Source organism: Nocardia glycosmidis (assembly GCF_052545115.1).
In genome coordinates, this window is record NZ_JBQWRH010000009.1 from 62,169 (window position 1) to 82,127 (window position 19,959).

The 19,959-nt window shown below is 68.8% G+C and carries 20 protein-coding genes; 10 read left to right on the top strand and 10 right to left on the bottom strand.

The features are described 5' to 3' along the window. Positions 1-120 precede the first annotated feature (120 nt). The 3 genes from ACT86A_RS13535 to ACT86A_RS13545 form a co-directional block, all read right to left on the bottom strand. Positions 121-966, bottom strand: a complete 846-nt coding sequence (locus tag ACT86A_RS13535) for a class I SAM-dependent methyltransferase (RefSeq protein ID WP_445092445.1) — start codon at positions 964-966, stop codon at positions 121-123. A gap of 147 nt (positions 967-1,113) precedes the next feature. After that, entirely contained in the window at positions 1,114-1,770 is a 657-nt protein-coding gene (gene ribA / locus ACT86A_RS13540) for a GTP cyclohydrolase II RibA (RefSeq protein WP_445092446.1), read from the bottom strand. Beyond that, positions 1,767-3,251 (bottom strand): PfkB family carbohydrate kinase, encoded by a 1,485-nt coding sequence (locus ACT86A_RS13545; RefSeq protein ID WP_445092447.1) that lies wholly within the window; start codon positions 3,249-3,251, stop codon positions 1,767-1,769. Before ACT86A_RS13545 ends, ribA begins: the two co-directional genes overlap by 4 nt. 713 nt (positions 3,252-3,964) lie before the next feature. Here ACT86A_RS13545 and ACT86A_RS13550 point away from each other — a divergent pair. Beyond that, positions 3,965-4,354 carry a hypothetical protein gene (locus tag ACT86A_RS13550; RefSeq protein WP_445092448.1) on the top strand — a complete coding sequence of 130 codons (390 nt, stop codon included), beginning with the start codon at positions 3,965-3,967 and terminating at the stop codon, positions 4,352-4,354. Between the two features lie 13 nt (positions 4,355-4,367). Here ACT86A_RS13550 and ACT86A_RS13555 read toward each other — a convergent pair whose 3' ends face one another. Genes ACT86A_RS13555 through ACT86A_RS13565 form a run of 3 tightly spaced genes read right to left on the bottom strand, consistent with a single transcriptional unit; the run spans position 4,368 to position 6,761 of the window. Next, complete coding sequence (locus ACT86A_RS13555; RefSeq protein ID WP_445092449.1) at positions 4,368-5,444, bottom strand: quinone-dependent dihydroorotate dehydrogenase; 1,077 nt, start codon at positions 5,442-5,444, stop codon at positions 4,368-4,370. 4 nt (positions 5,445-5,448) lie between these two features. Then, positions 5,449-5,748: a DUF5703 family protein gene (locus tag ACT86A_RS13560; protein WP_445092450.1), complete on the bottom strand. Its 300-nt coding sequence runs from the start codon at positions 5,746-5,748 to the stop codon at positions 5,449-5,451. Next, entirely contained in the window at positions 5,748-6,761 is a 1,014-nt protein-coding gene (locus ACT86A_RS13565; protein WP_445092451.1) for a YncE family protein, read from the bottom strand. The genes ACT86A_RS13560 and ACT86A_RS13565 overlap by 1 nt, the downstream gene beginning before the upstream one ends. Positions 6,762-6,915: 154 nt before the next feature. On the opposite strand from ACT86A_RS13565, the gene ACT86A_RS13570 reads away from it, so the two are divergent. The 3 genes from ACT86A_RS13570 to ACT86A_RS13580 are packed head-to-tail and all read left to right on the top strand — an operon-like array spanning position 6,916 to position 9,984. Then, on the top strand, positions 6,916-7,305 hold the full coding sequence (locus ACT86A_RS13570; protein WP_445092452.1) for a hypothetical protein: 390 nt from the start codon (positions 6,916-6,918) through the stop codon (positions 7,303-7,305). 35 nt (positions 7,306-7,340) lie between these two features. Further along, a complete protein-coding gene (locus ACT86A_RS13575; RefSeq protein ID WP_445092453.1) occupies positions 7,341-7,874 on the top strand; it encodes a WKL family lipoprotein in 534 nt (177 codons plus the stop codon). Between the two features lie 16 nt (positions 7,875-7,890). Next, positions 7,891-9,984 (top strand): MMPL family transporter, encoded by a 2,094-nt coding sequence (locus ACT86A_RS13580; RefSeq protein WP_445092454.1) that lies wholly within the window; start codon positions 7,891-7,893, stop codon positions 9,982-9,984. A 117-nt stretch (positions 9,985-10,101) separates the two neighbouring features. Here the strand turns inward: ACT86A_RS13580 and ACT86A_RS13585 are convergent, their stop codons facing one another. The 4 genes from ACT86A_RS13585 to ACT86A_RS13600 all read right to left on the bottom strand — a co-directional run bounded on the left by ACT86A_RS13585 (position 10,102) and on the right by ACT86A_RS13600 (position 14,221). Further along, on the bottom strand, positions 10,102-10,938 hold the full coding sequence (locus tag ACT86A_RS13585) for a heme ABC transporter ATP-binding protein (protein WP_445092455.1): 837 nt from the start codon (positions 10,936-10,938) through the stop codon (positions 10,102-10,104). Between the two features lie 85 nt (positions 10,939-11,023). Beyond that, positions 11,024-12,109, bottom strand: coding sequence for a FecCD family ABC transporter permease (locus ACT86A_RS13590; protein WP_445092456.1), 1,086 nt, complete (start codon positions 12,107-12,109; stop codon positions 11,024-11,026). Next, on the bottom strand, positions 12,106-13,161 hold the full coding sequence (locus ACT86A_RS13595) for a heme/hemin ABC transporter substrate-binding protein (RefSeq protein ID WP_445092457.1): 1,056 nt from the start codon (positions 13,159-13,161) through the stop codon (positions 12,106-12,108). Before ACT86A_RS13595 ends, ACT86A_RS13590 begins: the two co-directional genes overlap by 4 nt. Positions 13,162-13,246: 85 nt before the next feature. After that, positions 13,247-14,221, bottom strand: coding sequence for an aldo/keto reductase (locus ACT86A_RS13600; RefSeq protein ID WP_445092458.1), 975 nt, complete (start codon positions 14,219-14,221; stop codon positions 13,247-13,249). Between the two features lie 261 nt (positions 14,222-14,482). Here ACT86A_RS13600 and ACT86A_RS13605 point away from each other — a divergent pair, with 261 nt between their 5' ends. From ACT86A_RS13605 to ACT86A_RS13630, 6 genes are all read left to right on the top strand, one after another. Then, complete coding sequence (locus tag ACT86A_RS13605; protein WP_445092574.1) at positions 14,483-15,412, top strand: undecaprenyl-diphosphate phosphatase; 930 nt, start codon at positions 14,483-14,485, stop codon at positions 15,410-15,412. A gap of 16 nt (positions 15,413-15,428) precedes the next feature. Further along, the gene (locus ACT86A_RS13610; protein ID WP_445092459.1) at positions 15,429-16,187 is read left to right on the top strand and encodes a histidine phosphatase family protein; all 759 of its coding nucleotides are present in this window, start codon (positions 15,429-15,431) and stop codon (positions 16,185-16,187) included. 73 nt (positions 16,188-16,260) lie between these two features. Then, positions 16,261-16,845 carry a DUF3090 domain-containing protein gene (locus tag ACT86A_RS13615; protein WP_445092460.1) on the top strand — a complete coding sequence of 195 codons (585 nt, stop codon included), beginning with the start codon at positions 16,261-16,263 and terminating at the stop codon, positions 16,843-16,845. A gap of 4 nt (positions 16,846-16,849) precedes the next feature. Further along, positions 16,850-17,659, top strand: coding sequence for an SCO1664 family protein (locus ACT86A_RS13620; protein ID WP_445092461.1), 810 nt, complete (start codon positions 16,850-16,852; stop codon positions 17,657-17,659). A gap of 175 nt (positions 17,660-17,834) precedes the next feature. Next, complete coding sequence (mshC, locus tag ACT86A_RS13625) at positions 17,835-19,073, top strand: cysteine--1-D-myo-inosityl 2-amino-2-deoxy-alpha-D-glucopyranoside ligase (RefSeq protein ID WP_445092462.1); 1,239 nt, start codon at positions 17,835-17,837, stop codon at positions 19,071-19,073. Positions 19,074-19,404: 331 nt separating this feature from the next. After that, entirely contained in the window at positions 19,405-19,953 is a 549-nt protein-coding gene (locus ACT86A_RS13630) for a TetR/AcrR family transcriptional regulator (protein ID WP_445092463.1), read from the top strand. The last annotated feature ends 6 nt before the right edge of the window (positions 19,954-19,959 follow it).

Consider the following 19,959-nt stretch of genomic DNA (forward strand, 5'->3'; position numbering starts at 1 on the left):
AGAAGTTGAGGTGTCTACAGGGCTTCTCGGCGCGGATCACAGCGACGTCGAGCAGCTGCGGCTCGATCCGAGCGATTGCGCAGAGAGCGTCCATCGGCCGACATCGGCAGGACAGCAGGTTCAGAAAGCGTAGCGGTGGTACTGGGCGATCATCCGGACCGCCGGTACCACGGACATCACCTTCCCGATCAACCGGTATCTGCCGGGCATTCCCCTGCGGAACGCCTCGGCGTCGAATACCGATATCGCGGCGAGCCGCCGAACTCCGGGGACCGCGGAGACGATGTCGTCGGGCCCATTGATCGCCCAGTGCAGCCTCGCGCCGGAGCGCCGGACGACGGTGTTGATTTTCTGCGCCTTGATCCCGAGGGCGTTGAATGCGTCGAATTGCAGTTCTCCGGAGGGGAAGTGTCCGACCACTGCGCGCAGCAGGGCGACGCCGGCGTCTTCGGTGAGGTACATGGTCAGGCCCTCGGCGATCATCAGCACCGGACGGTCGGCGGGAATCGCTTGCAGCCACGCCGGATCCGTCACGGACGTGGCGACGCGGTGGTGATGCGGGCGCGGCGGGTAGAGCTGTTCGTGCAAGGTGACCACGTCGGGGTAGTCGATGTCGTACCACTCGATGTCCGGACCGGGGTTCAGCCGGAAGACTCGGCTGTCCAGCCCGCAACCGAGGTGCAGCACGGTGGCACGGTCATGACGGGCGAGGAACTCACGCGCCCAGTTGTCGAAGTGGACCGTGCGCAGTGTCACTCCGGACTGGTTGCGTGCGGTGATGCTGGTGCGTCGCCAGTTGTAGTCGATGCGGCGCACCGCGTCCTTGGCCCAGGTGTCGCCCAGCAGTGGTTTCTCGGCGTCGGCGTCCAGCGCCTTGGCATACAACGTTGCGAGCATCGTCTGCGGTGCTCCGGTGAGGTCGACGCGAATCTTCTCGATTTCGGGCAGCTCATCCTTTGAACGCATGTTCAATATGTTAAACGCATGTTCAATCGGAGGCCAGGGAAACCGATGTTGCAGATCGAGAACGGCGTGCCGCCCACCTGGGTACCGCCACCGTGCGTATGGCGATCGAGTTGGCGCCGTCGCGCGGTCTCCTGATTGTCGTGGCCCTTACATCGAGAGGGTCAACGGCTCGTCTCCGATTGGCTCCTCGACTGCCCACGGCGCGGAGTCGGTCGGAATCCAGTGCTTGCGCTGGACGCGCTTGGCTTCCAGGTAGGCACGGGCACGTTCGCTCAGCGCCCGCGTGCGCAAGGGCACCGCGGTGACCCGCAAACCTCCCTGCCGCAGAGCTTCGACCTTGGCGGGGTTGTTGGTGAGTAGCTGCACTGACCGTAATCCCAGGTCGGCGAGCGCGCGGGCGGTCGCGGAGTAGGTGCGGGCGTCGGCGGGGTAGCCGAGGTTCTCATAGCTGGCGAACGTGTCGGCGCCGGTGCGCTCGCTTTCGCGATACCCCAGGGCCTTGGCGATCAGTCCCGCGCCGCGACCTTCCTGCTCCAGATACACCAACACCCCGGCGCCGGCGGCCTGGATGAGATCCAGGGCCTTGTCCAGTTCAGGGCCGCAGTCGCAGTCCTGCGATCGCAGCGCCTCCCCGTACAGGCACCGCGAATGCACTCGCACCAGGCATTCGTCGGCGACCGCGCCGAACAGCAGCAGGTGTCCGCGCTCGGCGTCCCCACTCAGCTCCACCACTCGAACACGCAGATCATGCCCCTTGCGACGGAACCGATGCTCGGTGTCGGCAAGGTCCACAATTCTGGTCAATGCTCCTCCGAAGCGAGTTTGACAATCCGTTCGATCTCACTGACCAGTGGCATTGCTCCCGGGACGTCCCCGATCGATTGCGTCGCCACCATCGCGGCGGTCGCCCAGACGTAGTCGTTGCGTGCGGCGGGGCGGCGCGTCGAGACGAGACGATATACCAGGGCTGCGGAGAAGGCAGCGTGAGCGCCGACCGAGTCGCGCAGCGCGGTCGGGAAGGGCTGGAACCGGTCGCTGAGCTGGTCCGACCACACCGCGCACCGGAAATCCTTGATCGCGCACACCGCCTGGACCCCGAGGGCACGCAACAGCGTCGCGGTCTTTTCCCCGCAGTCGCCGACCGCGGCGGGCACCATCGCCAGCGCGCCCAGGTCCTTGTCACCGCCGACCAGGTAATCCACCACTCCGAGGTGCTGGTACAAGTACTGCGGGCGATCCAGCGGCGGCGCCGGATGCACGACCACCAGCGGCCGCGACCGCAGCCCGCGCAGATCCGCCATGATCTGCTCGAGCACCGCGGTGGGTTGTTCGAAGGTCAGCAGCACCGCGTCGGAGGCGGCGATCGCGCCGCGGATCGCGTCACTGCGTAAGTCCTGGGCGCTGAGCCGGATTCGCTCGTCTTTGCAGCCGATCGTGCTCGCTGCGCCGGTACCCGCGACGATCACCGCGGTGACCGGAGTCGGCGCGTAGGGCACCACTTTGACCAGTTCGGTGTCGACGCGCTCGCTACGCAGGTATTCCAGGATGCGGCTGCCCGCGTCGTCGTCACCGACGGCCGAGATCAGCCGTACCCGCAGACCGAGCCGCGCGGCGGCGACCGCGCGGGTGAGTCCTTTGCCACCGGGATGTGCCTGGTAGCCGCCGCCCGCGGTGCCGCCCGGGCCGGGGATCTGGTCGACCAGGTACATGTGGTCGATGACCGCGTCGCCGACGACGGTCACCACGCCGCGAGGCTTCGCCGAACCAGATTCGCCGACAGTGGTTTTCGAGGTGGTCGCGCTGGTTGCCGCGACATGCGCTCCAGCGAACACCGAGGCTGTGGCCAGCTGCGCGGCCAACGCGGTGAACGCGCGGCGCTCGGGCGCACCGCGCAGGGACCGCACCGTCGGCGCGACGGGAAACGGTTGCGCCCCAAGGACTTCGTGCAGGACAGCCCAATGCTCGATGAGATATTCGCGCCGCTCACCCAGATCCGCGGCATAGAGCCGGCCGGCATCGACGGCGGCGGGCGGGTCTGCACGCAGCAACCCCAGCGACAGTTCCGCATCCACAATGAGCCGGTCGGTGGGTTCCAAACGCCCGGCCAGTTCGCGCACCAGCGGCAGCACCGCCTCTTCCCGCTCGATGCCCGCGCGCCGCGCGTACTGGCGCACGGCCAGCAGGTCCAGCAGCGGCAGTACGTCGATTTCGGTGCTGCGCAACCGATCCGAGCTCAGGCCGGACCGTTTGCACAGCCGGGTGAGGATATCGCGAACGGCAACCATTCCCGAATCCTGCGGGACCATGGGCGACCCCCTCGATCGCACGTAGACCGGCACATCGGGTTTAGCCGGCAAGCGAATTGTCAATTACCAAATTACAACGGCAATTGCGCATGGGGAACGGCAAATGCCACACTTGATAGGCGATCCCCATCGCGGCACCAGACAGAGGGAGGGCTGGTGATGAGAATGATTCTCCGAATACGGCAGATCGGACGGCGACGGCACCACCGCCCCGCCGGATCGGATACCCAGCGGGCGCCGAAGTCGGTGGTGGACTAAACGAGCCGCCGGACCGTCCCGCAACACCGCATCCCGGTCATCGCCTGCCACGCGTCAGCGCGAAGGCTTTCCCCCTTCGACCGCACCTCGCCCGGGTTCGGGCCCACACTCCTCTGGGACGTCGATAGCCACGGCGATACCCGCTGCCGATCGCGGGCCCACCAGCAACGCCGCACCGAATCGGGCGAGCATGCCTGCCGCCCGGAAACGATACGGCCGGCACCGGCGCACCCGAACCCCCACGCGGCCGAGCTTCCGACGCGGCACCCCGGCCCACCGAACCGACCTCTCGGCGCGCACCGACACCGCAGAAACCACGGTGCAGCACACATCCACTGCGCTGTACCAGCGGATGCACGACTCGAGGCATTCGTGATCATCGAACTCAGCACCCTGGAGCCGGCCTCGCTCCACCAGTCGCACCGGAGACAGCGATGACCATTCACACCACCGAATGGACGATGACCAGCGACATAACCCCGGAAGCCGCCTACCGCGACAGCGACACCTTCGATGGCTGGCGACTGAGCTGGCTACCGGACCGACGACTGACCCGCACCCAGGCGCTGGCGGGCATGCGCTTGGACGAACTGCTCAGCGACCCGCACATGGTGCACGACCGGATGACGCAGGCCCGCGTCGACGTCCACGCCGACGAACTGGGCATCCTGCGCGAACAGGCGGTGATCCTGCTGGCCAAACGGATGGCGGCGCGGCTGGAGAAGGAATTGCGACCGAAAGGAGACCCGGCGCCGCCGGGGCGGCGAGCACGCACCCACCGAACGCTCACCCCGACGATCGACCCCCCGTTCGTCCACGGCTGAACCGCGCGGAAGATCAGGCGTGCGCTTCGTGCTCCGCGCCCACGGCGTCGCCGAGGCTACGGTATCCGCCGGCACGCAGCCGCTGCGCCAGACCACGATGGATCTTGCGCATCCAGAACGGGCCACCATAGATGAAGCCGGTGTAGCCCTGCAGCAGTGCCGCGCCGGCGAGGACACGTTCCCACGCCTGGTCGACCGTTTCGATACCGCCGACCGAGATCAGCACCAGCCGGTCACCGACTCGCCGATACAACCGGCGCAGCACCTCGAGCGAGCGGTCGGCCACCGGCGGTCCGGACAGACCGCCCGCGCCCATGGCGGCGACCTCATCCGGATCGGTGCGCAGCCCGTCGCGGCGAATCGTGGTGTTGGTGGCCACTATGCCGGCCAAACCCAGCTCGACAGCCAGGTCGGCGACCGCGTCGATGTCCTCGTCGGACAAGTCCGGTGCGATCTTCACCAACACCGGCACCCGCACACTGTCCAGTACCGCCCGCAGCAGCGGACGCAGCGATTCGACCGCCTGCAGATCCCGCAAGCCGGGGGTGTTGGGGGAGCTGACGTTGACCACGACAAAATCGGCCAACGGGCCCAGCAGCGCGGCGCTGGTGGCGTAGTCGGCGGCCGCGGCGTCCGGTTCGACGATCTTCGTCTTACCGATGTTCGCGCCGATCGGCACACCGCCACGCCGGGTGCGCAGCCGCTGCGCGGCAGCCGCGGCACCCTGGTTGTTGAAACCCATCCGGTTGATCAGGGCCCGGTCGGCGGGCAGCCGGAACAATCGCGGAGCGGGATTGCCGGGCTGCGGCTGGGCGGTGACGGTGCCGATCTCGGCGAAGCCGAACCCGAGCGGAGCCCAGGCGTCGACACCGTCGGCGTTCTTGTCGAACCCGGCGGCCAACCCCAGCGGCGCGGGAAATTCGATCCCGAACGCCGTAGTGCGCAGGATCGGGTCGTCGGTCACGAGAATCTTGCTCATCGCCCAGCGCAGCGGCGCGCAGCCGCCCGCCAACCGCATGACCGAGAAGGCGAGGTGGTGGATGCGTTCCGGCGCGACCAGGAACATCAGTCGGAGTAGCAGGGCGTACATCGGCTCACATTCCGGGTTCGGACTGGGGTAGTAGGGTGGATTTTCGCCGCCGCAGCAGGACCCGCCTGCTGCCGTCGGTGTAGGCCCGCACCCTCGAAAGCTCCCAACCACCGAACTCGGCCTGGATCGCCAGCCGCATCGACGCGGTCACCCGCGTGACATCCGGCGGCAAGCGCAGCGGCACATACTCGTAATCATCGCTGGTGGTCTCCCAGCCCGCGGGCAGCGCACGCCCGCGCCGCCGGTGTGCTGCCGGATCAGCGGCTGCCGCGGAATCCTCGCCCGCGCGCGATGTCCGAGCCATCAGTGCCCTCTCTTCCGATCGTCCGCACCGATCCGTTGCAGACCGTCGCCGGTCGCGGATCCTACGAACAAGTCCCCGCTGCGTTGCTCGATGGTCACCGAGTTCGGTTGCCGGACGGTGGCATAGCGTCCCACTTCTTTCGGTATACCCGTCGACAGGTCGAACCCGACGACCTCGTTGCTCTGCGTACACGTCACCCACACGGTGTCGGACCGCTGATCGTAGGCAAGTGCGTAAGGCGAAGATCCTACCGGGAAACGCTGACGCAGCACGAGCGGTCCCGCGGTGTAGACCAGCAGCTCACCACCGGCGGTGTCGGTGACTATGGACCGGCCGCGCGCGTCGCCGATCATCTCCGCGGCACCGTCACCCGCCCGCAGCGCCAGCCCGAGCCGGCCACCGCCCAGGTCGACTTCGAAGATCGCGGTTTGGCGGCGGTCGAGCACGGTGAGTTTCCCGTCGGCTTCGGCGAGCTCATCGGCCGAAACGAGCCCGGACACCGTCTTGGTCACCGCGCCACCCGCCGCCACCTCCCGCACCCGGCCGTCGGCGGTGCCGACCAGCAGCCCACCGTCCGGCCGCGGCAGCACCGACCGCACGTCACCATCGACGGCGACCTCGCTGACCGTGCCCGCGGCGAGATCCACCCGCAGCACCCGCCCCGGCGCGGTCGCCAGCATCTCACCGGGCCTGCCCGGCGCGAGAGCGCTCGCGCGTTCCGGCAGCGTCACGGTGCGCACCACGGGTTGGGCGGCGTCAGGGTCGATGACGGTGAGGGCGGTGCCGTCGAGCGCGGCCAGCAGCCCGGTACCGGGATCGGATTCCAGCGCGGCGACCGGGCCGGCGGGCAGCACACGGCCCGCCGGCGGCGCGGTCACCGCGGGCGCGACCGCCGCAGTGGCCGGATCCCTGGTCGGCAGGTCCGCACCGCCGGTACGGGAAGAGCAACCGGACAGCACCACCAGCACCACCGCAGCCGCGAGTGCCGAGAGAACCGAGCCGCGAGGGCGCATGCACCGAACTCCTAACTACCGACGAATCTTCCGCAACCTCACCATCTGACCATGATGACGTACCGAACCGGCCGACCGGGTGTCGGCTCGGGCGCGATGTCGAAGATCGGAGTTACGGTGGAGCCCACCCACCGTCCGATTCAGGGAGATCCGGTTGAAAGCCGACCATCCGCCGGGGTTTGCCATCGATGACATCACCCTCGGCCACCCCGGCACCGAGCACGGCTTCACCATGTCCGACACCGATGCCTTCGACCCGTCCGCACTGCAGCGCCGCCTACACGCGCAGGGGTTCGGGGCGACTGCCGATGGCCACGCCTTCGCGTTGCGGACCGTCCGCGCGATGCTCACGCTGGAGATCTACCGCCGCGCCTTCGACAGCGCCGTACCCGGACCGGAAGACGTGTGCGCGGTCGCCGATGCCACCGCCACCGACATCGACCACGAACGCAGTGTCATCGCACTGGTGCGGGATTTGGTCCCCGCCGCCGCGCCGATCGACGCCGCCGGCCGGGACGCCACCAGCGTGCGGGTCCTGCGGTGACGGATCAACTCCGTCATCGACGGCAGGTAGTGCCGATGACCCACACCCGACTCGCCCGAACCACGGTGGCCGCGGCCGGCCTGCTGCTGACAGCGTCGGGCGCCGCCTGCGACAGGGGAGCCGACGAAGCCGCCGTCGACGCCGCCCGCTCCTCGGCGAACGCGTCGCTGTCGTCCTCGATCGCCATCTCCGCCGGCGCCGCACACCCGCCGCTGCCGTCCGCCGCCGACCTGGACACCCAGATCAAACGAGCGCTGGACCCGGCCCTGCCCGACAGCGAACGCACCGCCCTCATCGAGGACGGCGACGCGTTCGGCCAGGCCATCCCGGACATGTACCGGGCGCTGCGGGACAATCCACGCGCCGTCTACGGCGTGACCGCCCCGGTGTTCGACAACCACGACGGCACCCTGACCGCCACTATGCGACTGGACAAGGACGGCACCGGCACCGCCGTGCGCACCACGATCGTGCACTTCGTGCTGATCGACGGCAAGTGGCGAATCTCGCGGACCGACCTGTGCGGCATCCTGCGTTCGGCCGACTACCGCACACCGGCCTGCGGCTGAACGGGGCCGCGAACCCATGCTAACACCCGGATCGCTGCGGTGGGGCCGGTTCATCCACCGCCACCGCGTGCTCGTGCTGGCTGTCTTCATCCTGTTCGTGCTGGTGTCGGGCTGGTACGGCCGCGATCTGTCGAGCCGGTTGACCCAGGAGGGCTGGTTCGACGAGACCAGCGAATCGGTCGCCGCCGCCGAACTCGCCGACCGCACGTTCGGCCGCGACACCGACAGCGACCTGATCCTGCTCTACACCACCCCCGACGGCACCACCGTCGACGACCCCGCCGTCCGCGGCCCGGTCACCGCACAACTCGCCGCGCTGCGGGCGACCTACCCCGATCGCATCCTGAAGATCGACAGCTACTGGGACAGCCCGTTTTCCGCGCAGGCCACCGACGCCACCCGCACCCATGCCTTCGCCAGCGTCGGATTGCGTGGCTCGGGCACCGCCACCGTCGAGAACTACGCGGTGATCGCAGACCATCTCGGCGCCGGCCGCGCCGGCGGTGGCCCGGGCGGCACAACGGTGCAGACGGCCGGGTTGCAGCCGATCGTCGAAGGCATCAACACCGGCATGCAGCGCGATATCGGACACGCCGAACTGATCGCCTTGCCGATCGTGGCGGTTGTGCTGTATTTCGTGTTCGGCGGCGTGATCGGGGCGCTGCTGCCGGTGCTGATCGGTGGCATGACCATCCTGGGCACCCAAGGCGGGCTGCGCCTGCTCACCGACCACATCGACGTCAACGTCTTCGCCGGCGCCGTCACGACCCTGGTGAGCCTGGGGTTGGCGATCGACTACGGACTGTTCACCGTCACCCGGTTCCGGGAGGAACTCGCCGCCGGCCGGGACGTGCAGGAAGCCACCGCCCGCACCGTCGCAACCGCCGGACGTACTGTGCTGTTCTCCGCGGCGATCATCGCGATCAGCCTCGGCGCGCTGTTCATCTTCCCGAACGGGGTGCTGCGCTCGGTGCCGCTGGGCGGCATCAGCTCGGTGCTGTTCGCGGCGCTGCTGTCGGTGACCGCACTGCCGGCGGCGTTGAGCATCGTCGGGCACCGCATCGACTTCCTGGCCTGGAAACGATTCTCCCGCACCAGAACCGACGCGCAGATCGACGCCGGATTCTTTTCCCGCCTCGCCGTGTGGGCGATGCGGCGACCGCTGGCGGTGGCCGCGCCGATCGTGCTCGCGCTGCTCGCGCTCACCATCCCGCTGCGGCACATCGAGTTCGGCGGACTCAGCGAACGGTACCTGGCCGAAGACCATCCGGCGCGGCTGGCGCAGCAACGTTTCGACGAGTTGTTCCCCAGCTTCCGCACCGAACCCCTGAAACTCGTCGTGGTCGGCGCCGACCCGCGGCAGCTGAGCGACATCCGGTACGCCGCCAACCAGATTCCCGGCTTGACCGGCCGCTTCGAACCCGCAGCGGCGACCGAGGCCGGCGTCGACGTGCTCAGCGCAGGGCTGGCCGACAAGCGTGACGCCGACCGGGTGATCGCCGCGCTGCGTGCGATCCCCGAACCAGCGGGGGTGCGGGTAATGGTCACCGGAGTACCCGCACTCGAGCGCGACAGCATCAACGGTCTGCTCGACGGCCTGCCGATGCTGCTGGCGATCCTGGTGGCCGCGGCGCTGGCGCTGCTGTATGCCGCGTTCGGTTCAGTCGTGCTCGCGCTGAAAGCCGTCGCGATGAGCGCGCTCAGCCTCGTCGCCACACTCGGCATGCTGACCTGGGTATTCGTCGAGGGCCACGGCGCGGGCATCGTCGGTTTCACCACGGGCCCCTTGATGTTCGCGGTGCTGGCGTTGATCGTGACAGTGGTGTTCGGACTATCCACCGACTACGAGGTGTTCCTGCTGTCACGGATGTCGGAGGCGCGCGCCGCCGGCACCGACGCGCCGGAAGCGATCCGCTCCGGCATCGCCCACACCGGCGGCGTCATCACCTCCGCCGCAGCCATCCTCATCGTGGTCACCGGCGCGTTCGGGTTCTCGGATCTGGTACTGATGAAATACATCGCCTACGGCATGATCGCGGCACTGATCCTGGATGCCACCGTGATCCGCATGCTGCTGACACCCGCGGTGCTCAAACTGGTCTGGCGGTAAGCCGCGCAGGCCGGAGTGCCCGGCGCCGCTACGGCAACCCGAACCGGTCCGCGCGCCGCGGCACGAGACGGCGACACCGAGATCGGCGGTCGGTGGGCCGACCGCCGCATCCCAGGCTCAGCGGCGCACCGGCAGGACCAGTTGGGCGCCGGTGACCGGGTGATCCAGCACTTCGACCGGATGCCGGTAGACACGGGTGAGCAGATCGGTGGTCAGCACATCGCGCGGTGGCCCGTCGGCGGCGATGCGCCCGGAATCGAGCACCGCGACGCGGTCGGCGTACGCGGCCGCGATCCCCAGGTCATGCAGCACGACGACCACGGCGACTCCCGCGCCGGCGCGGGCGGCGGCCAAACGCAGGACGGCTTCCTGGTGACCGAGATCCAGCGCCGCGGTCGGCTCGTCCAGCAGCAACGTCGCGGTGTCCTGAGCGAGCACCCGAGCCAACGCGACCCGAGCGCGTTCACCACCGGAAAGGGTCGGAAAGGACCGGGCGGCGAGGTGTTCCACATCGGTGGCGGCCATCGCGGCGGCGATGTGTTCGTCATCGAGTTCGCGACGCTCGGTACGCACCCAGGGCGCACGGCCCATCGCTATCACTTCCCGCGCGGTGAACGGGAAACCGACCGTGTGGGTCTGCGGCAACACCGCACGCCGCCGCGCCATGTCCAGCGTCGACCACTGCGTCAACGGCAGCCCGTCGAGTTCCACCCTGCCCGCGCTGAGCGTCAATTCCCCGGCCAGCGCGGCCAGCAGCGTCGACTTACCCGCCCCATTGGGTCCGACGAGCGCCACAACCTGCCCCGCGACGGCCTCGAAGTCGACGCCCTCCAGCACCCGACGCACCCGCCCACCGCCGCCATGACGATCCACACTCACCCCCACCGCCCGCACCGTGGCATCCCCGAGCACCGGCCGCACCGGCAACTCGTGCACCCGCCGCAACACACTCACCGCACACCTCCCAACCGGCCGCAGCTCCCTGCGCCGTAGCCCGAGGCGCCGCAGCCACCTGCTCCTCGGCCGAAGCGGCGGGCGGTCACCCCCAGCCTCCGGAGCGGGCTCGGGTGCGGCGCAGCAGCCAGAAGAAGACCGGGCCGCCGATGAGCGAGGTGAGCATACCCAGCGGCAGATCGGCATTGTCGACCAGCGAACGGGCGGTGACATCGGCGGCCAGCAGCACCACCGCCCCGACGATGGCGCTGAGCGGGATGAGGACACGATGGCCGGGACCGACCAGCATGCGCACCAGATGCGGAACGATCAACCCGACGAACAGGATGATTCCGGTGAACGCGACACCGGCGGTGGCCAGGACCGCGACGACCACGATCACGTTCCGGCGCAGCCGCTCCACGTCGACACCGAGATGACGAGCAGCGGACTCACCGAGCGCCAGCAAATCCAGCCGCGGCGCCAGCAACACCGCCGCCGCCACGCCCACAGCGGTGAGCGGCGCCACCACGCCGACGGATTCCCAGGTGGCACCGTTGAGCGACCCCAATTGCCAGAACACGATCTGGTCGCGGGCCGCGGGGGAGGCCACGAACAACAGCAGCGCGATCACCCCACCCGCGAAGGCATTGATCGCGACACCGGTCAGCACCAACGTCACGACCTCCGTGCGGCCGTTCGCGCGCGCCAACACGTACACCAGCAACGTGGTCGCCAGACCCGCCACGAACGCGGCCGCGGCCACCGACCACGCCGCCACGAACGCCCCACCCACCACGATCACCGTGCCCGCCCCGACCGCCGCACCGGCCGACACTCCGATCACACCGGGCTCGGCCAGCGGATTGGCGAACACCCCCTGCAACAACGCACCCGCTGTCGCCAACGCCGCACCCACCAGCACCGCCAACACCACCCGCGGGAAACGCACCTGCCACAACGTCACTTCCCCCGAGGGATGCGCCGGCATCGGCCCGAGATCCAGCCCGACCCGGTGCAGCACACTGCCCGCCACCTCGCCCGGGGTAGTGGGCACCTGCCCGATCGCCGCCGACACCAGCGCCAGCACCACCAACCCGGCGACCGCGACCACGAACACGACCAGCACCTGCGAACGCCGCCGTGACCGCGGCGCGGGAGAAACCTGTCGCGCCGTCGCTGTAACGCTCATGCCTGCCCGGTGCCGTATACGGCCTGACTCAGCGCCGCGATCACCCGGCCGGTGTTCGGCCCGAAACTCAGCAGCACCGCATCGGACATGTCCACCACCCGCCGGCTGCGCCCAGCCGGAGTCTGGGCGATGCCGGGCACCTTCTGCAACCCCTCGACGCCGCCGACGGACGTCAGCCCGTCCGACATCACCAGCAACACATCCGGCGCCGCACCGATCATCGCCTCACTGGTGATCGCGGTGAACGGCTCCTTCAGCCCCGCCGCCGTGCCCGCGTCCCGCGCACCCAGCGCCGCGATCAACGCATCCGCACCCGACCCCGGCCCGGCGAGCATCGTGATCGCCGTGGAACGCAGATACAGGAACGCGATGGTCAACGGCGGCTGCGGAGCGGGCACCGCGGCGCCGGCCGCGACGATCTCGGCACGGGTACGCTGCGCCAGCGCCTGCCCCCGCTCGGGCACCCCCAACGCGCCCGCGACCGCTTCGATCTGCGGCACCACCCCATCCATCGTGCGCTGCGGGTCGAAATAGACGACTGTCACACCAGCCGCACGCAACTGCTCCCGCACCGCAGGCGCGGCACTGGTGGTGTCGGTCAAGAACACCGAAGGCCGCAGCGCCAACACCGATTCCACATTCAGCGACCCATTGCCGCCGGCCACATTCGGCACACCACGCACGGCCGGAAACCCCGCAGAGGTACTGCGCCCCACCAGCTTCGACCCCAACCCGAGCGCGTAGACGATCTGGGCCAGGGTGCCGTAACGGTCCACCGCGATGATGCGGCTCGCATCGGTGACGGTGACTTCGCCCCCGTCGAACGAACGCACCCGCACCGGCAACGTCGGCGTAGGCTCCGGCCCGACCGGCACCGGATCCAGATCGGTGAGGGTCGCCGTCGCCGGCCCGCGCCCACCGCGTGAATCCGCGCCGCCGCCGCACGCAGTCACCCCGGCCAGCAGGGTCACCGCGAGCAGAGCCACAACCGCCCGCCACCACACCCCGCGGACCCGGTTCCCCCATCCGGCCGAGGCCACCGCAGCGCTCATGCCCGCGCCTCGCCGGCGCTGGGCACGAGCGGATACCGGGCTGTGTTCCTGGTTCGCGCGCTCATGCAGGTAAGGCTAATCTCTGTCACTCGGTGCGTGCACTGACGTCGTCCAAGGCGGCCGCGATCGCCCGCGGCAACTCCAGCGTCTCCGCTGCCAGCACGCCGGTGAGCTGCCCGATATCGCGGGCGCCGACGATCATGCTCGCGATACCGGGCCGCTCGCGGATCCAGGCCAACGCGACAGCCAGCGGCGAGGTCGCCAGACCGTCGGCCGCGGTCACCAGCGCCTCGACCACCCGGGTGGCGTGCTCATCGAGCCGGTGCCGGATCTCGGCGGCGGTCGCCTCATCCGCGCCCCGCGAATCGGCGGGCACCCCGTCGCGATACTTGCCGGTGAGGATGCCCCCGGCCAGCGGCGCCGTAGCGATCACACCGACACCATGATGCCGGGCCGCCGGAACGAAATCGGTTTCGGTCTCACGCGTGAGCAACGAGTACGGAGTCTGCGCGACAGTGACCGGCGCGACCGCCGCGAGACTGGCGACCTGCCAGGCGTTGAAACCCCGCACCCCCGCATAGCGGACCCGCCCCGAACGGACCGCGTATTCGACGGTCGCGGCGACCTCGTCCAACGGCGTCGCCGGATCCCAGGCGGCCACATGCCAGATGTCGAGGTAGTCGGTGCCCAGCTCGAGCAGCGTCCGATCGAGTTGGCGCAGCAGCGAACGGCGCGAGGTATCCACCTCCGGACGCACCGGCTCCGGCGCGGGCACAGCAGATCCCCCCGGTGCGGCCGCGATCCGCGGCGCGACCCCCGCGCAGCCGCTGAGCACCAGATCGTCACGCGAGACCAGATCACCGAGCAGTTCGGCCAGGATCCGCTGCGCCGCCCCGCCCGCGTAAGCGGGGGAGGTGTCGACCAGCGTTCCGCCGGCTTCGGCGAACGCCACCAACTGCACTGCCGCGGTGTCGGCATCGGTATGCGCACCCCAGGTGTGGGTCGCCAGTCCTATCCGCGACACCCGCAGGCCGCTGCGGCCGACCGTCCGCTGTTCCATCACCGTGCCCACGCAATCGTCACGGCGTCAAGCCTAGAGTGTGCCTACGCAACTGGACGCTCACCAGCGCAGTGGGTCGCACTTCTCGCACGCGACGGCGGCAGCGACAACGGCCGGGCAAGCCGCCGCAGCCCGGACACTGTACTGTCGCTGCGTGATTGCGGCGGTGGTCACGACGACGCGACAGACCGCCGAAACATTGCCCAGGTAACAGCAGGCATTTCGGGCGGAAGCGGAGGCTGGTTCGTGGTTGGCGAGTCGATGACCTGGGTGCAGGCGTTGGTGCTCGGTCTGGTGCAGGGGCTCACGGAGTTTCTGCCGGTCTCCTCTTCGGCGCATCTACGCATCGTGTCGGCGGTCTTCTTCGGCGACGACGCGGGCGCGTCGTTCACCGCGGTCACCCAGCTCGGCACCGAGACCGCGGTACTGGTGTACTTCGCCAAGGACATCTGGCGGATCGTGTTGGCCTGGTTCGCGGGTCTGCGCGAACGGGTGAGCCCACGCGACCGGCAGGAGCTGCCACTGCACGATCAGCCCACCACGAAACTTCCGGTCATCACCGCCGAACACACACGCGTGCTCGACCAGCAGACCCAGCGCGAACTCGACTACCGCATCGGCTGGTACGTCATCATCGCGACCATCCCGATCGGGGTGCTGGGCTTCCTGTTCAAGGACCACATCCGCACCAGCGCCCGCAATCTGTGGCTGGTGTCGTTCATGCTGATCGCGTTCGCGCTGGTCATCGCCGCCGGTGAGTACTACGGGCGCAAGATCCGTCCACTCGAGCAGCTGACCACCCGCGACGGGCTGATCATGGGCTTCGCCCAATGCCTGGCGTTGATCCCGGGCGTGTCGCGTTCGGGTGCGACCGCGACCGCCGGCCTGTTCCTCGGCCTGGAGCGCGAAGCGGCCGTGCGGTTCTCGTTCCTGCTCGCCATTCCCGCGGTGACCGCCTCAGGCCTGTTCAGCCTGCCCGACGCATTCCAACCGGCAGGGGAGGGACTCAATGCCAGCGGGGCGCAGCTGCTGGTCGCGACGATTGTGGCGTTCGTCGTCGGCTACGCCTCGGTGGCGTGGCTGCTGAAGTTCGTCGGCAAGCATTCGCTGGGCTGGTTCGTCGGCTACCGCATCGTGCTGGGCCTGATCATCATGGGCCTGCTGGCGGCAGGCGTGGTCCCGGCGACATGATCGCTAGGCTGACCGCATGACGGTGATCCTGTTGCGACACGGTGTGTCGACGTCGAACACTGCCCGCACCCTGGCCGGTCGCAGCACCGGCGTCGAGCTCACCGAGCGCGGCGAAGAGCAGGCGCGGACCGTGGCCCAACGACTGGCCGAGCTGCCGATCGAACGCATTGTGCATTCCCCGCTGCTGCGCTGCCAGCGCACGGTGGCGCCGCTGGCGGAAAAGTTCGGGCTGGATCCGGTGTTCGACGACCGGCTCATCGAGGTCGACTACGGCGACTGGACCGGCCGCCCGATCGCCGAACTGCTGACCGAACCGCTGTGGAAAGTCGTGCAGCGACATGCCTCCGGTGCGGTGTTCCCCGGCGGGGAGGGCCTGGCCCAGGTACAGACCCGCGCAGTCGCCGCGATCCGCGACCACGACCGCGCACTGGCCGAGCACCACGGCCACGACGCACTGTGGGTGGCGTGCACGCACGGCGACGTGATCAAAGCGGTGCTCGCCGACGCGCTCGGCATCCACCTCGACGGCTTCCAGCGGATCATGGTCGAACCCGCCTCCATCAGCGTCATCCGCTACACCCCGACCGCGCCGTATGTGTGGCGGATGAACGACACCGGCGCCGATCTGTCCGCCCTCGCCGCCGCTGGCGGGCAACCCGCGGGCGCCGCGTCGGCAGCGCCGGACACCGTAGCCGCCGGTCCAGTTCCCGGCGGCGAGCTCGGTGCCGCGGGAAGTGCGGATAATGGGAATGCGGAGCGCCGAGATTCCTTGTGAACAACCGAACAGTCGGTGTATGGAATCCGCGCGCCGCGGGTAGTCGATCAAGGTCACGTATCAGGAGGTGCATGTGTCACGCGCAATCCATGTATTCCGCACCCCCGATCGTTTCGTCGCCGGGACCGTCGGTGAGCCGGGCGATCGCGCGTTCTATCTGCAGGCCGTGCAGGATCCGCGCATAGTCAGCGTGCTGCTGGAGAAGCAGCAGGTGAAGGTGCTCGCCGACCGGATGGGTCTGCTGCTGGACGAGGTCGCGCGCCGCTTCGGCGCGGAGGTGCCGCCGCAGGCCGAGGACGTCAGCGACAACGCGCCGCTGGTCACCCCGATCGACGCCGAGTTCCGTGTCGGCACCATGGGCCTCGGCTGGGACGCCGATGCGGGTGCGGTGGTGGTGGAACTGCTGGCGATCACCGAAACCGAGGTCGACGAGTCGGTGGTGCTCGACGACACCGAGGAAGGACCCGATGCGGTGCGGGTGTTCCTCACCCCGATCCAGGCCCGCGAATTCGCGCTGCGCTCCACCCGGGTGATCGCGGCGGGCCGGCCGCCGTGCCCGCTGTGCGGCGAGCCGCTGTCGGCGCGCGGGCACATGTGCGTGCGCACCAACGGCTACAAACGCGGCGACATCTTCGGCGCGGCCGAACTGGAGGAGTGATTCGGTGACCGAGGCCGGGGACCGATTCCGCAGCGGCGAGCTGACGGTGATCGGGCGGGTGAACACAGCCAGCAACGTGACCCTGGTCTGCGATGTGCTCGACGGCGAGGTGCAGCAGCCGCCGCTGCGCGTGGTTTACAAACCGATCCGCGGCGAACAACCGCTGTGGGACTTTCCCGACGGCACCCTGGCCGGACGAGAGGTGGCGTCGTATCTGATCTCCGAGGCCCTCGGCTGGGGAATCATCCCCGAAACCATCCTGCGTGACGGTCCTTTCGGGCTCGGTATGGTGCAACGCTGGGTCGACGGCGTGGACAACCACACCGACCGCGGCGACCGACTCGACCTGATCGACCTGTGCCCCGCCGGCACAGTACCCGATGGATTCCGTGAGGTGCTGCGCGCACTGGACCAAGACGGCAACGAAGTGTCACTGATCCACGCCGACGATCCCCGGTTGCAGCGCGTGGCGGTGCTGGACATCCTGCTCAACAACGCCGACCGCAAAGGCGGTCACGCGCTGGAAGGCGTGGACGGTCAGGTGTACGGCGTCGACCACGGCATCTGCCTGCACACCGAGCACAAACTGCGCACCGTGCTGTGGGGCTGGGCCGGCCAACCCATCGACGACGGCCTGATCGCGGACATCACCGCATTCGCCAAACAGTTGCCGGGCGTGTTCGCCGACGCACTGAGCGAACACATCACCGACGCCGAGATCGACGCGCTCATCGATCGCACCCAAGACGTGCTCGACAACCCGGTGATGCCGGTCCCGCGCACCGCACGTCCCATCCCGTGGCCCGCCTTCTGAGCCGACACCATCACCGATCCCACCCGCCGCGACAGGTGATTCAGCCAAACCCAAAATCTTGACATCCCACGATTTGCTGGAAAGCGCAGGTCACGAGGGGTTTCCGCACCCGCCGGCCGACGTCGAGGCCAGGGGCGGCTGCGGATGCCCTCGACCACCCCTTTACCCTCATACCATGCAGTCCTGGTCCGCCCCCGCCATCCCCGCCGTCCCCGGAGCAGGACCGCCGTTGCGGTTGCACGACACCGCAGACCGACTGATCCGGCCGGTCACCCCCGGCACTACCGCCACCATGTACGTCTGCGGGATCACCCCGTACGACGCCACCCATCTCGGACACGCCGCCACCTACCTGACCTTCGACCTGGTCAACCGGTTGTGGCGCGACGCAGGCCACGACGTGCACTACGTGCAGAACGTCACCGACGTCGACGACCCGCTGTTCGAACGCGCCGAACGCGACGGCGTGGACTGGCGCGAACTCGGCGCCGCGGAGACCGATCTGTTCCGCCAGGACATGTCCGCGCTGCGGGTCGTGCCGCCCCGCGAATACGTGGGCGCCATCGAATCCGTCGACGAAGTCGTCGAATTCGTGCAGAAGCTGCTGGCGTCGGGTGCCGCTTACATCGTCGACGACCCCCAATACCCGGACGTCTACTTCCGTGCCGACGCCACCGAGCAGTTCGGTTACGAATCCGGCTACGACCGTCCCACCATGGAACGGCTGTTCGCCGAACGCGGCGGCGACCCGGACCGTCCGGGCAAACGCGACACCATCGACGCGCTGCTATGGCGCGCGGCCCGTCCCGGCGAACCGTCTTGGACCGCCCCGTTCGGCACCGGCAGACCCGGCTGGCACATCGAGTGTTCGGCGATCGCGGTCAACCGCCTCGGCCCGGAATTCGATATTCAGGGCGGCGGCAGCGACCTGATCTACCCGCACCACGAATACTCCGCCGCGCACACCGAATCGCTGATCGCGGGCCGACGTTTCGCCCGCCACTACGTGCACGCCGGTCTGATCGGGTTGGACGGGGAGAAGATGTCGAAGTCCCGGGGCAACCTGGTACTGGTCTCGGCGCTGCGCCGCGACGGCGTCGACCCCGGCGCGATCCGTCTCGCCCTGCTGGCCGGTCACTACCGCCAGGACCGGATGTGGACCGACACGCTGCTCGAGCAGGCGCAACACCGTCTGCACCTCTGGCGCGAAGCCACCGCGCTGACGACGGGCCCCTCGGCCACCGACACGATCGCGCGGCTGCGCCGGCATCTGGCCGACGATCTGGACACACCCAAAGCGCTCGACGCCGTGGACAACTGGGCCCGTCAGGCCATCGACTACGGCGGCCAGGACAACGAAGCCCCCACCCTGATCACCAGCGCCGCCGACGCGCTACTGGGCATCCACCTGTAAACGCATTCGTGGCAACAATTTCCGGGTCAACCACCTGACCGTACTCAGGGTCCGTGCCGAAGTGCTCACATGCACGAGAATCCTGGACTCGGGCTGTTGGGGCCACACACCACCCGAACCGGCTCGCCTGCACCGAATTCCGGCTCGGCGAACACCGCGGCGCTCATAAGACCGATCGCGCACCGGCGCCAGCAATTTCAGCTGGCAACCGGGCACCCCTATCGCGGGGATATACGCACCGGTACATCGCCCGGCGCCACCCGGCCGGACGCCACGATGGGGTACTGTTCGGTCCCTGACCCCCGCCCGAACGAAGAGAACGGCGCCGCGAATGTCACGTGTGGTCACCAAAGAGCAGTACTTCGACACCGGCTTGGAGGTGCTCGCCGAATTCGGCTTCAAGGGCCTGAACATCGGCGTACTGTGTCGTCGGCTCGGCGTCACCAGCGGATCGTTCTACCACCACTTCGGCAGCTGGCAGGGATTCGTCGACGCCTTACTCGACCACTGGGAGAACCGCCAGGTGCGCATCCTGGAGACGATGCCGTTCAACCAGGGCAACCCGGACAATGACATCCGCGCCATGTCCGACCTCGCCGCCGGACTGCACCACACCGCCGAAGCCGCGATCCGCGCCTGGGCCGCCAACGACGAATCGGTCAATCTCGCACTCAAACGCGTCGACGACTCCCGCAGGCGCACCGTACACAAAGCGATCAAAGGAGTCGTCGGTGACGACGAAACCGCCGCCGTGGTCACCTCCCTGGGCATGGCAATGCTCGTCGGCTACCAGCAGATCACCGCGGGCGGCGAAGACCTGTCCCTGGACGGACTGCTGGCTGAGTTCGCACGCCTGATCTACTCCCATGCCCAGCGCTGAACCCCG

What these genes read in the sequence shown, in the direction of transcription:
- ACT86A_RS13550 (WP_445092448.1), top strand. Translation starts at nt 3,965, where the DNA reads ATGACCATTCACACCACCGAATGGACGATGACCAGCGACATAACCCCG.
- ACT86A_RS13580 (WP_445092454.1), top strand. Translation starts at nt 7,891, where the DNA reads ATGCTAACACCCGGATCGCTGCGGTGGGGCCGGTTCATCCACCGCCAC.
- ACT86A_RS13535 (WP_445092445.1), bottom strand. Translation starts at nt 966, where the DNA reads ATGCGTTCAAAGGATGAGCTGCCCGAAATCGAGAAGATTCGCGTCGAC.
- ACT86A_RS13605 (WP_445092574.1), top strand. Translation starts at nt 14,483, where the DNA reads ATGACCTGGGTGCAGGCGTTGGTGCTCGGTCTGGTGCAGGGGCTCACG.
- ACT86A_RS13630 (WP_445092463.1), top strand. Translation starts at nt 19,405, where the DNA reads ATGTCACGTGTGGTCACCAAAGAGCAGTACTTCGACACCGGCTTGGAG.
- ACT86A_RS13545 (WP_445092447.1), bottom strand. Translation starts at nt 3,251, where the DNA reads ATGGTTGCCGTTCGCGATATCCTCACCCGGCTGTGCAAACGGTCCGGC.
- ACT86A_RS13590 (WP_445092456.1), bottom strand. Translation starts at nt 12,109, where the DNA reads ATGAGCGTTACAGCGACGGCGCGACAGGTTTCTCCCGCGCCGCGGTCA.
- ACT86A_RS13600 (WP_445092458.1), bottom strand. Translation starts at nt 14,221, where the DNA reads ATGGAACAGCGGACGGTCGGCCGCAGCGGCCTGCGGGTGTCGCGGATA.
- ACT86A_RS13565 (WP_445092451.1), bottom strand. Translation starts at nt 6,761, where the DNA reads ATGCGCCCTCGCGGCTCGGTTCTCTCGGCACTCGCGGCTGCGGTGGTG.
- ACT86A_RS13555 (WP_445092449.1), bottom strand. Translation starts at nt 5,444, where the DNA reads ATGTACGCCCTGCTACTCCGACTGATGTTCCTGGTCGCGCCGGAACGC.
- ACT86A_RS13595 (WP_445092457.1), bottom strand. Translation starts at nt 13,161, where the DNA reads ATGAGCGCTGCGGTGGCCTCGGCCGGATGGGGGAACCGGGTCCGCGGG.
- mshC (WP_445092462.1), top strand. Translation starts at nt 17,835, where the DNA reads ATGCAGTCCTGGTCCGCCCCCGCCATCCCCGCCGTCCCCGGAGCAGGA.
- ACT86A_RS13575 (WP_445092453.1), top strand. Translation starts at nt 7,341, where the DNA reads ATGACCCACACCCGACTCGCCCGAACCACGGTGGCCGCGGCCGGCCTG.
- ACT86A_RS13610 (WP_445092459.1), top strand. Translation starts at nt 15,429, where the DNA reads ATGACGGTGATCCTGTTGCGACACGGTGTGTCGACGTCGAACACTGCC.
- ACT86A_RS13560 (WP_445092450.1), bottom strand. Translation starts at nt 5,748, where the DNA reads ATGGCTCGGACATCGCGCGCGGGCGAGGATTCCGCGGCAGCCGCTGAT.